The organism is Methanococcoides sp. AM1 (genome assembly GCF_900774055.1).
GTDB lineage: Archaea > Halobacteriota > Methanosarcinia > Methanosarcinales > Methanosarcinaceae > Methanococcoides.
This window is the reverse complement of the sequence record NZ_CAAGSW010000002.1, coordinates 85472-101144: the sequence shown is the minus strand read 5'-3', so window position 1 is coordinate 101144 and position 15673 is coordinate 85472. Positions and strand designations below refer to the sequence as shown.

Annotated in this window: 16 protein-coding genes; 3 read left to right on the top strand and 13 right to left on the bottom strand. The window is 44.6% G+C overall.

The window, feature by feature from the left end; all coding sequences use genetic code 11:
- Window positions 1-123 precede the first annotated feature (123 nt).
- Window positions 124-1674 carry a 2,3-bisphosphoglycerate-independent phosphoglycerate mutase gene (gene gpmI, locus E7X57_RS03205; RefSeq protein ID WP_135610503.1) on the top strand — a complete coding sequence of 517 codons (1551 nt, stop codon included), beginning with the start codon at window positions 124-126 and terminating at the stop codon, window positions 1672-1674.
- A 64-nt stretch (window positions 1675-1738) separates the two neighbouring features.
- Here gpmI and fen read toward each other — a convergent pair whose 3' ends face one another.
- From fen to E7X57_RS03190, 3 genes are all read right to left on the bottom strand, one after another.
- The gene (fen, locus tag E7X57_RS03200) at window positions 1739-2755 is read right to left on the bottom strand and encodes a flap endonuclease-1 (RefSeq protein WP_135610501.1); all 1017 of its coding nucleotides are present in this window, start codon (window positions 2753-2755) and stop codon (window positions 1739-1741) included.
- Between the two features lie 20 nt (window positions 2756-2775).
- A complete protein-coding gene (locus E7X57_RS03195) occupies window positions 2776-3090 on the bottom strand; it encodes a hypothetical protein (RefSeq protein ID WP_135610499.1) in 315 nt (104 codons plus the stop codon).
- Window positions 3091-3259: 169 nt separating this feature from the next.
- Window positions 3260-3583: a hypothetical protein gene (locus E7X57_RS03190; RefSeq protein ID WP_135610496.1), complete on the bottom strand. Its 324-nt coding sequence runs from the start codon at window positions 3581-3583 to the stop codon at window positions 3260-3262.
- A 132-nt stretch (window positions 3584-3715) separates the two neighbouring features.
- On the opposite strand from E7X57_RS03190, the gene E7X57_RS03185 reads away from it, so the two are divergent.
- Entirely contained in the window at window positions 3716-4615 is a 900-nt protein-coding gene (locus tag E7X57_RS03185) for a presenilin family intramembrane aspartyl protease PSH (protein ID WP_135610494.1), read from the top strand.
- Between the two features lie 110 nt (window positions 4616-4725).
- Here the strand turns inward: E7X57_RS03185 and E7X57_RS03180 are convergent, their stop codons facing one another.
- The 10 genes from E7X57_RS03180 to E7X57_RS03135 form a co-directional block, all read right to left on the bottom strand.
- Window positions 4726-5208 (bottom strand): carboxymuconolactone decarboxylase family protein, encoded by a 483-nt coding sequence (locus E7X57_RS03180; RefSeq protein ID WP_135610492.1) that lies wholly within the window; start codon window positions 5206-5208, stop codon window positions 4726-4728.
- Window positions 5209-5236: 28 nt separating this feature from the next.
- Entirely contained in the window at window positions 5237-6172 is a 936-nt protein-coding gene (locus E7X57_RS03175; RefSeq protein ID WP_135610490.1) for a methanogenesis marker 7 protein, read from the bottom strand.
- A complete protein-coding gene (locus E7X57_RS03170) occupies window positions 6156-6767 on the bottom strand; it encodes a methanogenesis marker 17 protein (protein ID WP_135610488.1) in 612 nt (203 codons plus the stop codon). Before E7X57_RS03170 ends, E7X57_RS03175 begins: the two co-directional genes overlap by 17 nt.
- A gap of 5 nt (window positions 6768-6772) precedes the next feature.
- Window positions 6773-8014, bottom strand: a complete 1242-nt coding sequence (locus E7X57_RS03165) for a methanogenesis marker 15 protein (protein ID WP_135610486.1) — start codon at window positions 8012-8014, stop codon at window positions 6773-6775.
- Window positions 8011-8466, bottom strand: coding sequence for a methanogenesis marker 5 protein (locus E7X57_RS03160; RefSeq protein ID WP_135610484.1), 456 nt, complete (start codon window positions 8464-8466; stop codon window positions 8011-8013). The genes E7X57_RS03165 and E7X57_RS03160 overlap by 4 nt, the downstream gene beginning before the upstream one ends.
- Window positions 8467-8475: 9 nt before the next feature.
- Window positions 8476-8910 (bottom strand): methanogenesis marker 6 protein, encoded by a 435-nt coding sequence (locus E7X57_RS03155; protein WP_135610482.1) that lies wholly within the window; start codon window positions 8908-8910, stop codon window positions 8476-8478.
- Complete coding sequence (locus E7X57_RS03150; protein WP_135611211.1) at window positions 8910-10475, bottom strand: methanogenesis marker 3 protein; 1566 nt, start codon at window positions 10473-10475, stop codon at window positions 8910-8912. Before E7X57_RS03150 ends, E7X57_RS03155 begins: the two co-directional genes overlap by 1 nt.
- A gap of 29 nt (window positions 10476-10504) precedes the next feature.
- The gene (gene atwA / locus E7X57_RS03145; protein ID WP_135610480.1) at window positions 10505-12121 is read right to left on the bottom strand and encodes a methyl coenzyme M reductase system, component A2; all 1617 of its coding nucleotides are present in this window, start codon (window positions 12119-12121) and stop codon (window positions 10505-10507) included.
- A 270-nt stretch (window positions 12122-12391) separates the two neighbouring features.
- Window positions 12392-13192, bottom strand: coding sequence for an HAD family hydrolase (locus E7X57_RS03140; RefSeq protein ID WP_135610477.1), 801 nt, complete (start codon window positions 13190-13192; stop codon window positions 12392-12394).
- A gap of 64 nt (window positions 13193-13256) precedes the next feature.
- On the bottom strand, window positions 13257-14039 hold the full coding sequence (locus E7X57_RS03135) for a thermonuclease family protein (RefSeq protein WP_135610475.1): 783 nt from the start codon (window positions 14037-14039) through the stop codon (window positions 13257-13259).
- A gap of 206 nt (window positions 14040-14245) precedes the next feature.
- On the opposite strand from E7X57_RS03135, the gene E7X57_RS03130 reads away from it, so the two are divergent.
- Window positions 14246-15658: a response regulator gene (locus E7X57_RS03130; protein WP_167880871.1), complete on the top strand. Its 1413-nt coding sequence runs from the start codon at window positions 14246-14248 to the stop codon at window positions 15656-15658.
- Window positions 15659-15673: the final 15 nt, after the last annotated feature.

Sequence of the window (15673 nt, the reverse complement as noted above, 5' to 3'; positions counted from 1 at the left end):
TGTAAGTCTGGCTTTTGCTATATACCATACATATAGAAATAGCCTATCCTTGTTTTCAGTTACATTATTGGACATGAAAATAAAATCCGTGCATTTAATTATCATCAATACATTCTAACCCCCATGAAATTCACTAAAAGACCACTTCTTTTGATGATACTGGACGGTTGGGGATACTCACCGGAAGATAAAGGAAATGCCATAGCATTGGCTGACACCAGCAACCTTGATCGGCTTGTAGAAGAGTATCCTGATACACTACTCACTGCATCAGGAGAGGACGTCGGGCTTCCTGAAGGGCAGATGGGTAACTCCGAGGTCGGCCACCTGAACATAGGAGCAGGTCGTGTTGTCTATCAGGATCTTACCCGCATTAACAGGGATATTGCGAACGGAGATTTCTTCAGGAACCCTGTGTTGCTGGAAGCCATCAATAATGCAAAGGAGAAAGGTTCAGCTCTTCATTTGATGGGACTTTTTTCTTATGGAGGGGTACATAGCCATATGAACCACCTGCGTGCACTAATTGAGTTTGCAAAGAACAAAGGACTTGACAGGATCTACATACATGCATTCCTGGACGGTCGCGATGTTCCGCCAAGAGCAGCTCTTGAGGATATGAAAGAACACGTCAGGCTCTGCGAATCTACAGGATGTGCAAAAACAGCAACCGTTGCCGGAAGATACTATGCAATGGACAGGGATAACCGCTGGGATCGTGTACAGGCAGCATACGATGCTATCACTCAGGGAATTGGATTCCAGTCTAAAGACCCCGTATCCGCGGTTTCAGAAGGTTACGAAAGAAATGAGGATGACGAGTTCATCAAACCTACGGTAATTGTCGATGAGAACGGAGAAGCTGTTGCCACTATCAAGGATAATGATTCCGTGGTCTTTTTCAATTTCAGACCTGACCGCGCAAGAGAGCTTACATATGCTTTTGTAAACGATGAATTCAAAGGATTCGAACGCAAGGTGCGCCCTAATGTTCACTACGTATGCATGTCCGAATACGATGAGAAGCTGACATTGCCCGTTGCATTTCCTTCAGAGGAACTTAAGAACACACTCGGAGAGGTCCTCAGCAAGGCAGGCATTAAACAGTTGCGTATTGCAGAGACAGAAAAGTATGCCCATGTGACATTCTTCTTCAATGGAGGTGTGGAAAAACAGAATGAAGGTGAGGAAAGATGCCTTATACCGTCACCAAAGGTCGCCACCTATGATCTCAAGCCCGAAATGAGTGCATACGAAGTCACTGAGGAGCTCATCAAAAGAATAGACTCCGACGCATATGACGTGATCGTACTGAATCTCGCGAACATGGACATGGTCGGACACACCGGAATAATGGAAGCAGCCATCAAAGCAGTGGAAGCTGTTGACGATTGTGTTGGAAAGATAGTCGACCGGGTCCTGAAAGCAGGAGGGGAAGCAATGATCATGGCTGACCATGGAAATGCGGAAAAGATGATGGATCACTCCACAAAGGAAGGACACGTCCACACTGCACATACGAGCAACCCCGTTCGATTTGTGTATGTCACAAAAGAGAACGGCATTTCGCTATCAAAAGGCAGGCTTTCGGATGTGGCACCCACGATACTGAGCATTATGAACATAGAACAGCCAGCCGAAATGACAGGCCATCCCCTGATACTAAAAGAATAATCAGAACTGCCGTAATTAAAAGCAAAATAATTACAAAACTGACAAACTAATTAAAATACTAAAATCAGAACCACTGGTCAAGGGTACTCTGTCCGCCACCCATGCTGGCTTCAAGGCGGTCGAGTGCCTTATTGACCCTATCTTCCGAAAAATCGTGCTGCTTGCAAAGGAAATCAATAACTCCGGCACGATCCGGCTTTTTCCAGTTCATCTCATAATCGTCAGTTACCGGAGGGTTCATAAAGAACTGCTTTTTAGCATCAAGCTCCTCGATCTCCTTGCCTGTTTTGGACAGGACACCTTCGATACTACCGTGTTCTTTCACAAATTTGACTGCCCTTTTCGGACCGATATTCTCAAGCCCGGGGTTGTAATCAGTACCGATACACATGGCAATATCGATGAGTTGTGAGCGTGTCACTCCAAGCCCTTCAAGGCTTTCCTCAAGAGAGATCATCTCAGGCTTCACATCCACGTAGATGTTCTTGCGAGGGAGTTTTCTCTTACCGGTTATTGTCAGATTCCGTACAACAGAAGGGGCTCCGAAGAGCAGTGAATCATAATCCTGCGAACCGATCAGATCAGCATCCCCCTTACGTACCATATAGGAAGCCTGTGCCTCCCCTTCAGAAGGTGCTTTCACATAGGGAATGCCCATTAGCTCCAGAAGTTTCATCGAATCTTCAATGATCTCCTTTGTCACCTTTGATGACGCCTGCGCATACTTGTATGCCTCTTCCTCGAAGCCCTGTGCTTTGGCATCTTCCCATTTCGCACTTGCAGCTTCACGAATTTCGTGACGTTTTTCAAGGGTACCGGATTTGAACTCAGGGGGCTTGCCATCAAAAACAAAAACAGGCTTTACACCGCTCTCAATGAGATTTGTGAACCTGTAAAGGATACCTGAAAGATGGGATGTTACATGCCCGCTTGAGTCTTTTAGAGGAGTACCATCACGTTGCCTGATTATACTCAGGAACTGGTAAAGTGTATTATAGGCATCAATAGCGACTACCTTGTTTGAAAGCTCAGCTATTTCAACAGTGTGTTTCTGAAGCAGATCACCAATATCCGTACCCATGTTACCTTATTAAAAACAGATCAGCTATGCCTTGAAATATCTTCATTTATATCGATACGCACATCTATTACTGAATCATCATGTGCATTGATCCTGCCAATCTTGAGAACATTGCCTGCACGTTCGAGAACTGTTGTTTTAGTTATTTCCACCTGATGTACATCATCACCTTTACCGTTCTTATGCACTATCAGTAGTTCCTGACCACAAACAGGATTTTTACCAATTTTAGAAACAAGATTCTTTACAATCTGTTCAAATTCAGAGTATATAAGCACCTCTGAATATTTCCCAGCTTTTTTGATAATGCCGATCGGTTCTAAATTAATGCGCATATACGCAATCCCCTATAACGTAACAATCTAATAAAGTCCAGCACTCTAACACAGTTCACATAATACTGCCATATTAATATGCTTTACGGCATCTGTCGACTGTCACAATAAGTGAATACTGTTTTCAGATAACAACTTCAGCCTAATAAGAGAATAGAAAGATAGGAGATCAACGGTATGCTCTCCTATTCATTGAATCCATTGCTTCATCTACCACAGTGATAACTTCGTTCATCTTCTTATCCATTGAAGTTTCAATGCTCTGCACGTTTATGCGAAGAGAACGTTCCTTCTCATCCAGCGTCTTTTCGATCCTCCGAAGCCTTATGTCCACAGAAAGGATCATAGCAGCCAATGCCCCTACCATGACAATAGCGGACAATATGATCAGAGAGTTTGCAGGACTATATTTGAACCTACCCAACCATTCATAGGTCAGCACAAAGGACGATACAACCATCACAAGTGAAAATACAATGTCCCGAGTATCCATCATTTTACCTCATTTACAAATGCTTGCAGCAATATTTTGCTGATGATACGTATTATAATTCTTACATACTATTAAATACTGTGCAGATATTTAGAATTCCAGAGAAATTTTGATAGAAAGGGAGCATTTATTGTGAGTTCTGAAAAAGACACATTCAGGGATTACCTCCCAATGTTAGTAATGGCTGGATTGATACTGGTGATACAGTCCTTAGCACTTTTCCTGGCATCCCCTATGGATGAACTGGGGATGAGGGCTGTGGAAAATCCCGAATCCACTGCAAATTCATTGTATTACATCGGATTTATTCTCGTATTCACGTTCCTGCTGCTTATGGCCATTAAAAGGAACATGAAATGGGTCATACAACTCACAATACTTCTTGCGGTGGCAGCAACCGTCTATTATGGATTTTATCCAATGTTCTTCATTCTCGGATTCAACGAGGCAATGAGCAATGCCATAGCTATTCCACTTGCAATAGCCCTGACAGCACTTCTTTACAAGTACCCTGAATGGTATGTCATCGACATTACAGGCATTATAATCGCAGCCGCCGCAAGCTCAATTTTCGGAATATCGTTCGGGATAGCACCCGCCATAGTGCTTCTGAGCCTGCTGGCAATATACGATGCCATTTCCGTTTACAAGACAAAGCACATGATAGCTCTTGCAGAAGGAGTGATGGACCTGAAACTGCCCATCCTGTTTGTCATCCCAAAGAAACTGAACTATTCTTTCATAAAAGACAGCCTTAAAGCAGAAGGTGAAAGGGATGCATTCTTCATGGGTCTGGGGGATGCGGTCATGCCCACAGTTCTTGTTGTATCAGCAAATGTGTTCATCGAGCATACCGGATTTATCTCATATCCTGCCCTTGGAGCAATGGCAGGCACAATTATAGGGTTCTTTGCACTGACCATCTTCGTCATGAAAGGAAAGCCACAGGCAGGACTGCCATTCCTAAATGGAGGAGTTATCCTTGGATACATTGCAGGCGCTCTTCTCTCAGGAACACCAATTCTTGGATAAGAAATAAAGGATAAGATAAAAAAATAGAAATAACGAAAAGTGATGCCAAATGCCAAAGTAGACATCACTAATTGTTGAGACTCATTTTTTGTTCAGGATATTATTGACAGTTAATCTTCATTGTTGACCTTACCGCCATTGTCATTATTACCAGGAGCGATGTTACAGACATCACATTCCTCTTCGGCATCAGGTTTCGAGCCATTGAACTCAAGATCAAGAGCCCTGGTACCTTCTGCAAGAACAGAGGCATTTGACATTGCACCACCGATCAGGACAGCATCGAAGATCTCTTCTTTTGTCAGACCGAGCCTGTGTGCCACACGGATATGCATCTTCATGCAGTGATCACAGCGAATAGCTGAAGAAACACCGATACATATCAGTTCGATGGTCTTGGGATCAAGTCTTTCGAATTCCCTCATGATGGAATTGTCATACATCACTTTTGGTATCAGAAGGTCAGGCATATCCTTCATGAAGTTCAGGATATATGGTATCTCACCATACCTTTCTTTAACCCCTTCCAGTATTTCTGAAACCGCCTCATCAGGCTCCTTTTCCACGATCTCTCTGATCTTTTCGATCTCCATAATGATCCTCACTAATTTACTAATATTATTAAATTTTTGATCCTACCTCAGACCTGCGTTTGATCTTTATAAGGACATAATCTTTCATCTTTGAAGGCATTATATCAGCAATATCCGAAAGCCTGAAGCCTTCATCGAACTCGATATTACCAATAGCTTCATGATATTCATCAAAAGGCAACTTGACCCTCATCCCATCGAGCTGAAGTGTGATCGGTGCAGGGGTCAGAACATCATGGATATCAGGAATCTGCTCCTGTACCTCTTTCATCAGCCTTGCAGGAAGAACAACAAGCGGATCTTTTGAGATCCTTTCCCTCTTGAGATTTATCATCTCACCGACCTTTTCATTAAGCACGTCCATTGCATCAAGTTCAGGACCTTTCCTCATCCTGTGAGCAACACGACCAATGCATCCCACATACATATCACACCCGGGAACATCGCCAGTTTCAAGGTCCGGGCCACCAGTAACTATTATTGGAATATCGATCCCTTCAAAGAGCTTTGGCTTCTTGTTGATAATGCAATCCTTGAAAGTACCAAAAGAGAACACTGCAACATCATGCTCGTTGATAAGTCTCCTCTCGTAGTCTGCAGAAAGTGCTACCCGTCTTCCCATCCCCCTTGCAAGGCCTATCATGTTGGTGTTCGCACCTCCACGACGCAGGTACTCCGCAATATCACATGCTGAGTGCGGAAGATGATGTGAAGCAAGGGTCGGGGACACCACTGCGATCTCGGTACCTGTCAGAGGTGCAGGAGTAAGTTTTCCCAGCAACTTATTGCAAAGCTCTTCCACAAGAGGAACATCTTTTTTCGGGATAAGCATTACAAGGGTCACTTCTGTGGAAGCAGGTGTCTTTTGCACAAGATAACCACCAAGGTCTTCCAGCAACTCGAGAATCAGACTGTGTTTGTGGATACCGCCTTCATAGATATATGGTTCAAGCACTGCTGCCATTAACATCATCTCCTGTCAGATCTTCAAGCATTACACGAGCCTCATCTATCCATTCCTGTTGCATAGTATCCTCAGATGCCACAAATATGAACCTGCCATTATCAAAAGAGTGATAACGTATCCTGAACCCCTCGGGAGTGGCACGTATTGCCATATCCGCAAGCCTTTCACGAAGAGATTTTTCCGGATCATCCACAACGATATCACCGATGGAATCTTCGGCTGCTTTCAGGTCATCAGAGATCACCTCGATCAGATTCCTCTGGGGCTGTATGACATTCGCCCTTCCAAATTGTGCCCATAGTTTTTCGAGGAATTGAGGGATCGTCTTCTCATCCGTTACAGTGATGATCACTTTTGATCCGGGCCTGTCTATCTCAGTATCAGAGATCTCCTTCGCCTTTATAGGTGGAAGGCCTCTACGAAGGATGAGGGCCATCATGAACAATGAATCCTCAGGCCTTATCCTCACTTTTATCCTTCCGATGGTCCTCACAAAAGCAAGCTCGGAAATAACATCCTTCATGATGCTTTCGTATGCTTTTGCCTCAGAAGGCTCGGTAGTCTCTACAATGAATATCTCAAGGGGTTCCATGAAGATCACCCCTTTACAAAACCGGATGCAAGAAGTGCTGCACCCACAGCACCGATAAGCTGCGAATGTGGAGGCACGAGCACATCGATCTTCAAGAGATCGCCAAGGGCCTTTGGAACACCTGCAATAAGAGAAGAACCGCCCACAAGGATGAGTGGTTCCTTAACTTCCACTTCCTGAAGCTGCTGTTCAAATATCTGCTCCACCACGCTATGGCAGGCTGCAGCGGCTACATCCTCAGGGATCGAGCCTTTTGCAAGGGAGTTCACAAGGGACTGGATACCGAAAACAATACAGTAACTGTTCATCTCCACGTTCTTTTCCATACCCCGCACAGCAAGGTCACCAAGTTCTGTGATCTCAACACCAAGACGTTTAGAGGTCATCTCGAGGAAACGACCGGAAGCACCGGCACAGATACCGCCCATTGTGAACATTCCGGGAATGCCATCCTGTACGGATATGGCCTTGTTGTCCATTCCGCCAATATCGATGACTGTTGCACTGCCCTGTTGCTTGCCTGCAAGATAGACGGCGCCTTTTGAGTTTACAGTGATCTCTTCCTGCACAAGGTCAGCATTGAAATGCTCACCTATCAGGAAACGACCGTATCCTGTAGTGCCTATTGCCTGGATATCCTCCCTCTTCAATCCTGCCTGGTCCAGTGCCTGCTGCAGAGCAGTATCAGCACTTTCAAGGACCTTGATGGTCGGGACCCAGCCCTCACCGATGATCTTATCGTCCTTCATCACAACTGCCTTGGTTGTGGTAGAACCGGAATCGATTCCGGCAGTAATGCCAACCTGATGTTCTCTTGCAAGTAAGTGCTTCCTTCTCGCAATGGTGGTCAGTGCTTCCAGACGGGTCAGCAGAGTAGCTGCCGTGGTACGTTCCGTAAATGAATAACTGATGACAGGAAGACCTGAGTTCTGGAAAATATACCTGCGTATCTCGTTCCTGACAATAGCAGCTTCTGCACAGCGGAAACATGATGTTACGAACACACCATCCACCTTGGCAACGCCTTCAACTACTGCCTTTGCCCTTGCCATCATGAGTTTCAGGTCAGGGCTTGCGACTTCCAGCCCAAAATCCATACCTATGGTGTCAAGTGATGCAACATCCATCTCCGGATAGACCAGCTTTGCATTCAGGGTGCTTGCAGCATTTTCCAGCTCTTTCTGGACACCTGCATATTCACTTCCACAGGAAACAAGTGCTATCAATACCTGATCTTTTTCAGTCATTCATCATCACTTCCGGTTGGCAGGGCTTTCAGGAACTCTGCTATATTATACACGAAGGCCTTTCCTTCCTCTTCCGTGTGAGGATATTGTATTTCAAGAACAGGAATCTCCTTCTCCCTTATGAGAAACTTCGTAAGCTCATTTGTACGAGCGCAGCCCATGCAGCCAAAGCTTATGGACGCATCACCGACAATAATTGCAGCTTCCGCGATATCGATAAGCGGACCAATAATGGACATCCTGCCCCTGACACCTGCCGGAACTTCTACCGCTGCATATTTCAGACCATGTTTTGGTCCCTCAGGAGTTATGTTCAAAGGAGGGGAATCCACACCCACTGTAGTGATCTTCTCGCGTATCTTCTCCATCATAGCAAGAGGTTCATGCCCGAATCTCTCTACCATGTCGGAAAGGATAAGGCTGTTTGTTGGATAAATGATAACTTTTGCCAAAATAACACCTCATAATTCTGAATCAATGATCTTTTTCAACTTCAATACATCAAGTTTTCCAGGAGTTTCTTTTTCTTCAAGCGGTTCACCGGCATCATACTCATCCAGTGCCCTGCCGATCATTGGAAGCATGCTCACCTCTTCCCTCAGGAAATGGAACCCGGGTCTAGGACCGCCGCCCCTTCCGGCACGACAGCGTACTTCCGCACCAGGCTTAAAACCCCTGTCCTTTACAAATATGTGATTGCGGTCCATGGACCGGAGAGTTTCCACAACCCTGTTAACAGCATCCCTGGGGCCATTCACCATTGTCCCGAAACAGGTCTCTTTGATGGTGATAGCGTCCTCTGACTCATAGACCTTCATGGCAGCATCCATTGGCAGGACACTGTCAGAGCTTATCACAACGATCCTGGTGATGTTATCCTCAGTACCTTCAGCCATCATTGATCACTTCCTGTATATTCAATAACATACATTACATCCCCATCCTTCATGCCCTTGAGTTTTTCAGGCTCAAGGATGCGACCTATGATATTCGTACTTGTGAACTTCTCACCTGTAGGACCGAACAGATCGTCATCCTCAAGTTTCACACCGACCATACCATGCCTTTTTGCTGCCTGGTTAGTAACACCAAGCTCTCCTGCTGCAACCTTGCCCTGAGGGACATTCTCAGGAAAGATCTCCTTGTATTTTTCAGCGGATTTCTCTGCCTTGAAGATGTAGGTATTCTCATACGTCATCATTATTGGCAGTGCGCCTACCGGTTTGAACTGGAGGTCGATGGCATGCCTGAAGAAATCAAGCGTCTTCGGGGCAAGTTCGTCATAAAGTTCAACACTCACAAGCTTTGAATCCGGGACACCTAAAGCTTCTACCTTACCTTCCCTCAGGACATCAATACTATGTGCAGGCTTCTGCTCAACAATAACAGCATCGTCTTCAGTATAACCCTGCTTTACAAGCTCAATGCCAAGAGCTGAAAGTTTCTCTTCGGCTTCCTTAAAGGACAGACCCAGTAGCCAGATCGGTTCAGGAGATGTCCTGACCATCAGCTTCTGGTCGGCCTCTGCCATCTGGACAAGCTCTGTTCCAATGGAAAGATGTCCTACAACCGAATGCATGATGCTGGCAGGCCTGTCATCCTTAGCGATGAACACCTTTCCGGTACCGTAACCCACAGTTCGTACCCATACCGAACCTCTTGTTCGGGGATCGAAATTCTCGAATTTGCACGCCTCACCGTGCAATGAATGATCAGAAATGAATGAACTTGAAACAAATTCCACATCAAAGGTACCATCACGTGTCAACGCAAAGAAATGTTCTGCGCCCTCAGGTGCTTCAGGGTCGACCTCAACCTCTATATAGGTGAATATCCGGGAACCATCCTCAATGACCGTAGTCAGGTCAGTGGTACATATGTGCTCTCCGGTCTCCTCCCATTCAAGGATCGGTTCAATGCTGTCTATAGTGTCACCGCTGCCAAGCTCGGGCAGGATATTGATCCCGCTTACTACTTTTCCAAAAATGCCATCTTCCGGAGTACCATATTCCGAAGAATGGGCCTCCAGTGCAATTATCATATGAGTATTGTTCGGATCAAGGCCGCCCGCTCCGAACACAACATCATATTTGTTTAGTGATAATAAAGAATGAGTTGGCACAATGTCAGCTTTGAAGGGACCAAATGCCACTGCATCCCTGGAATCCCAACGAACCTTTGTACCTTCGTATTCATTAAAATTATCTGCCCATACATCAGCAGATGATGAATCGCCTTCCAGTTCTATCCTGAAGTCCCCTTTCGAGGTCTTCACGACATAATCTATTATAGCACCGCTTTTGCGACCTTCGTCCTTCTTAAGAATACCTATAGCGGTACCTTCCCTGTAAGGAGCCTGCGATGCTTTAATAGCATCCCCCAGAGTTGAACCCGGGGGCAATGCTACCTGATTATCATTGACCTCAACACTAATCTTACCGCTCAGGATTATCGCCTCCACTACATAATATAGGGAGCTCAATTTTAAACTTATGCTTCCTGAGCAACAAGTAAGCGTTCTTCTTCGGTAAGCTGGGAAAGAACGTCGTTTGGTTCGCCAACAGCTACTATCTTAGCATCCCTCATTAGTGCGACGCGATCACATGCTTCCTGCAGGAAGTCCATGTCGTGTGACACGATAACGAATGTGTCACCCATCTCATCACGTGCCTTAAGGATAGACCTTGTAACTTCGATCTTTGTGATCGGGTCCATTGTACCCGTAGGCTCATCCATCACAATGATGTTAGGCTCTTTCATAAGGATCTGTGCAAGAGCAACCCTGTGCCTCTCACCCTCACTTATGTCATCAGCCATCTTTGGCAGGATCGACTTTGCTTTCTCTTCAGAGAAACCAGTAGCAATTAGTGTCTTTATTGCCTTGCGAACTGCAAGCTCATAAGGAAGGTCGATACCAATGGACTCTGTAAGATTATCAATGATACTTCTGTGAGTGTAGAGTCCGTATTCCTGATGCAGGATACCCATGTATTTGGTAGCCCGACCTCTGTTGTCAGGACCCGGAATTGTCATATCGATCCATTCATCGCCCACACGCACGCGAATATCACCTTTTGTAGGTTGCACGATACCCATGAGGATCTCAGAGGTTGTTGTCTTCCCTGCACCACTGGTACCTGCAAGACCAAAGATCTCTCCTTCCTTTACCTCAAAAGAAACGTCATTGACAGCATGTACGACACCCCTGGTAACAGAGATGTATTTTTTAACGAGGTTCTTGACATCGATAATTGGTTCACCAAGAACGATATTCTCGTTCTTTTCAATGTGTGATACCATCTTCATGAACTCAGTGGCAACCTCATGAGGATCACCCTCCATGACAACCTCGCCATCGTCGAGGATGATAGCCTTATCTGCAAGCTCCTCGATAACATCTGACCAGTGAGATGTAATGACCATGGTCATATTGTAAGCTTTAACAGCCCTTTCGATGACATCGTGGACAACATCTGCAGTCCTTGGGTCAAGGGTACCCGTAGGTTCATCGGCAAGAAGCAGCATTGGGTTTCTTACAAGTTGTCTTGCAAGGACTACCCTCTGTTTTTCTCCACCACTTAAGTCACGTGCAACATGCATCATGCGATGGGACAATCGTACGTCCTCAAGAAGCTCCATTGCCCTTGACATAGCATCATTACCAGTGTAACCGATCTCAGTAAGAGAGTTCATGACGTTTGCAACTACCTGGTCATCGCCATACAGTGCGAACGTACGCTGGAGCATGATCGCGATCCTTTTGGAAACATTTCTGCGTTCGTTAGCATGAAGGGACAATGCAACAAAGTCCGCATCAAATGCTTTCATCACGTCATCCTTACAGTGACGGCATGTTTCACCTACCTTGCTGGGCGGATCGATATGACCACATTTATTACATCGTGCCAGATGATAGATGATCGAACCGGAGATATTCTCATATTCCTCGGCTCCCCTCAAAGCGTGCATCAAGATTGTCTTTCCTGCACCGCTTCGACCCAAAACTCCAATGACCTCACCTTCATTGATGTTAAGATTGATGTTTTTCAGAACATTAACACCATCATAAGATATGGTCAGGTCTTTGACCTCAATGAACAATGACATTTGATTTCCTCCGATATGGTTGAGAGTAAGTACCTAGTTATTATATGATATTTTATGCTACTTAACAGATTTGTACTTTCTGTACAAAACCGCTAAAGTGTCGCTTATACTATGTTTGAAATTTAAACATTATTAAGATTTTATCCTCTACGGACATATCAGCATTACATAATGCAGTACATAAACATAACGCATTGGCATATCGCCGTTAACATTCAAAAACAATATCTAACGAAGCAATATCACATTCAGACAACAGTAAAAATTGCATTAAAGAGAATCAACTATGTCCAGAACTTCCCTGATATCCCTGATCACTATATCTGCAGACCTCTCCAGTTTTTCAGGGCGTTCATCCCCCTGTTGAAGGGTTACAACACCAATATCCGCAGCCCTTAAGGCAAGAATATCATTAAGACCATCACCAACCATCAAAACCCGGTCATATTTCTCTTTCAGGTCAAGGATTATACGTGCCTTTTCGCGGGTAGTGGCAATATCATAAACCCGCCCCATCGGTACATCGATGCATTCCGCAAGCTGCCTGAGATTTCGTCGGCTGTCACCTGATGCAATATAGACATCCGCCCCCCGTGCTCTCAATTGATCGACAGTATCCTTAGTATCATGGAACATGCGACCTCCTGTACTTAGTACATATGGAACAGAGTGATCGTTGCTATCAACGATAATGCCTGCTGCCACATAGAATATTTTTGGACAATGCGCCTTCACCACATCGACCACCTGAAGGATATCCCCCACCTTAATATTGCTATCCTTGATTATGTCATAAGCTTCGTCCAAAGAAAAAGGAATACTTGCACAACTGATATCGATAGTTATACCATGATCATCAATGAAATCAATGACCCGCATATTGCGGTCAACACTAAGGATCACAGCCGGCTCAGTGTGAAGCACTATCAGTGCACGACCTTTGCGCTGAGCTACAAGAGCGGTACTTTCCACACCAGTGATCATTTCGCCGCTGCCAATATCCTTGGCCACACGATACATGTGTAACAGGGTGCCTGCACTATCAAAAACTACAGCTATGCTTTTTTGCATGTTGATATGATTCGACATAACCAATTATTAATCTTATGTTCTCAAAAAAGAATAATGATCTTTTTCAATCACTTACGATCACAATTTCAGTATGATCCTCAACAATTATCTCAGGACTGCCTTTGTACTCAATTACCTTCCCGGTCACCAGCACATGCTTACCATCATAGTAAAGCTCAGGACTCTGAGGGAATCTGTCCCAATCGTCCGACCAGATCACTACAGTAAAATATCCATCATAAGGATCATGGAAATTGAGGTAAACAATACCATTCCCATCGTGTTTTGCCGTGCGGACCACAGTGCCCTCAACCGTTACTACCTGCCCCACATATCTTCCTGCATCAAGATACGAAATAATGGTCTTTGTTACTTGCTGGGAGGAATCCCCGGACCATAGCCCCACGCCCATTTCCCTTGCATAGGATTCAGACCCATCCAATTGATCCTGGTAGTATGTATCCGGTTCATATGTTTTTGAAACCGCCAGTCCCGAAAGTACCAGATCATTGTTCACCATACTACCATCAATCCAGACATATCTTAACAGACGTCCATATCGATCCGTATCGCTTACATCTGCTTCAAGTCTGACCGTTCTACCAGGAAGATTATCGACCATATACTGCTTTGCTTCTTCATAATATGGTTCCCCCCGTTCAGGAGTGTCCACTCCGATAAGACGGACCTTTTCACCAGTGGATATGACAAATGTATCCCCATCGATTACCTCCGTCACATTTGCAAAAGTAACGGTTAGCTCCGGAGCGGGTTCATCCGGCCCAACGCATCCCGATAGTGAAAGGACAGAACATAGAAAGAACAGAATAACAATGATATTACGCATAGGTGGAAGTTTTCGCCAACATATTTCAAGGTTTCCTGCATTATATGGCACTGCTGAAAATAGAAAAGACAGAGACCATACTATTCAAAAAAATATGCATCCCGGAAGATAATAGTTTACTATATATACAAGCTTAGCAAAGGAAACCTGTTACGTGAGTAAATATCCTTCGATATAACAATTTTGTCCACAGGAAGGTAACCAGATTGCAGAACCATGCTTTACAAAAAATACTGGTTGTAGATGACAATCAGAGGATCTTAGAACTGATGGAGGCCTACCTGGATCCTGACTATGAGGTACTGACTGCTTACAATGGAAAAGAGGGCCTTGATATCACTAAAAAAGAAGATATCGACCTTGTTCTGATAGACGTAATGATGCCTGATATAGAAGGATACGAAGTTTGCAACATATTGAAAAATGATCCACGTACCCAATTAATACCTATAATAATAGTATCCGCCCTTTCAAACAGGAAAGACCGCATAAAAGGGTTTGAAGCCGGTGCTGATGAGTTCCTGACAAAACCCGTCGATCAGCTGGAGCTTAAAACAAGGATCCGATCACTTCTTAAGATCAAGGAGCTTAACGAGAAGAACGAATCTGAACGCAACCTTGCACGCAATTACCTGGACATTGCCGGAGTTATGCTCACTGTTTTCGATACTAACCGAAAGATACAGCTCTTAAACAAAAAAGGATGCGAGATCATCGGTTGTGACGATGGCTCTTTGATCGGAGAGGACTTTTGCGAAACACTGGTGCCCGAAAGATACAGAGAAGAGGGAAGACGACAATTCCACCAGTTCATCGAGGGAAACACAAGAGATATGGAAAGCTTCGAAGCCCCGATACTGAGATTAGATGGTAAGGAGAAAGACATACAGTGGCACAACTCACCCCTACGTAACAGAGAGGGAGAGATCATCGGCGCCTTATGCTCAGGCGAAGATATAACGGAAAGGAAAAGAGCTGAAGAGGCCCTTATCAAAGCAGAGGAGATCCATGAGAAAGAAATACATCATCGGATCAAGAACAATCTACAGATAATTTCCAGCCTTCTTGACCTTGAATCATCCAAGTTCGAGGACCCGGCGATCGTTGACGCATTCGAGAAAAGCAGGGACAGAGTCCATTCAATAGCAATTGCCAATGAGAAACTTTACCGTTCAAAAGAGATGGGGAAGATCAATTTTTGTAATTATGTACAGGATGTAGTAAACTACCTGTCCCACATGAACGAACATCAGACCGAGTTCATAGATATAAATATCGAATCTGAGGATATTTTCATGAGCTTTGATACCGCAACGCACCTGGGGTTGATATTAAATGAGATCATCATAAACAGTTTCAAATATGCTTTCCCGGATGGAAGGGGAACCATCTCCATTAGTTCCCAGCAATTTGATGATCAGTTCACTCTTGTGGTAGAAGATGACGGGATTGGACTTCCTGTGAAGGACATATTAGAAATAGATACACTTGGCCTGAAAATAGTAAATGAACTTGTGGAACAGATCCATGGTGAGATCCATATTGATGGAAGTTCAGGTACAAAGTATACAATTAACTTCCAGAATTTGCAACCTCCCAAAAAGGACATATCCTTTTAAAATAAACTCTAATGT

Bases quoted from the DNA above. Each gene is read 5' to 3' on its own strand.
- gpmI (WP_135610503.1), top strand. From the start codon at position 124: ATGAAATTCACTAAAAGACCACTTCTTTTGATGATACTGGACGGTTGG.
- fen (WP_135610501.1), bottom strand. From the start codon at position 2,755: ATGGGTACGGATATTGGTGATCTGCTTCAGAAACACACTGTTGAAATA.
- E7X57_RS03195 (WP_135610499.1), bottom strand. From the start codon at position 3,090: ATGCGCATTAATTTAGAACCGATCGGCATTATCAAAAAAGCTGGGAAA.
- E7X57_RS03190 (WP_135610496.1), bottom strand. From the start codon at position 3,583: ATGGATACTCGGGACATTGTATTTTCACTTGTGATGGTTGTATCGTCC.
- E7X57_RS03180 (WP_135610492.1), bottom strand. From the start codon at position 5,208: ATGGAGATCGAAAAGATCAGAGAGATCGTGGAAAAGGAGCCTGATGAG.
- E7X57_RS03175 (WP_135610490.1), bottom strand. From the start codon at position 6,172: ATGGCAGCAGTGCTTGAACCATATATCTATGAAGGCGGTATCCACAAA.
- E7X57_RS03170 (WP_135610488.1), bottom strand. From the start codon at position 6,767: ATGGAACCCCTTGAGATATTCATTGTAGAGACTACCGAGCCTTCTGAG.
- E7X57_RS03165 (WP_135610486.1), bottom strand. From the start codon at position 8,014: ATGACTGAAAAAGATCAGGTATTGATAGCACTTGTTTCCTGTGGAAGT.
- E7X57_RS03155 (WP_135610482.1), bottom strand. From the start codon at position 8,910: ATGGCTGAAGGTACTGAGGATAACATCACCAGGATCGTTGTGATAAGC.
- atwA (WP_135610480.1), bottom strand. From the start codon at position 12,121: ATGTCATTGTTCATTGAGGTCAAAGACCTGACCATATCTTATGATGGT.
- E7X57_RS03140 (WP_135610477.1), bottom strand. From the start codon at position 13,192: ATGCAAAAAAGCATAGCTGTAGTTTTTGATAGTGCAGGCACCCTGTTA.
- E7X57_RS03135 (WP_135610475.1), bottom strand. From the start codon at position 14,039: ATGCGTAATATCATTGTTATTCTGTTCTTTCTATGTTCTGTCCTTTCA.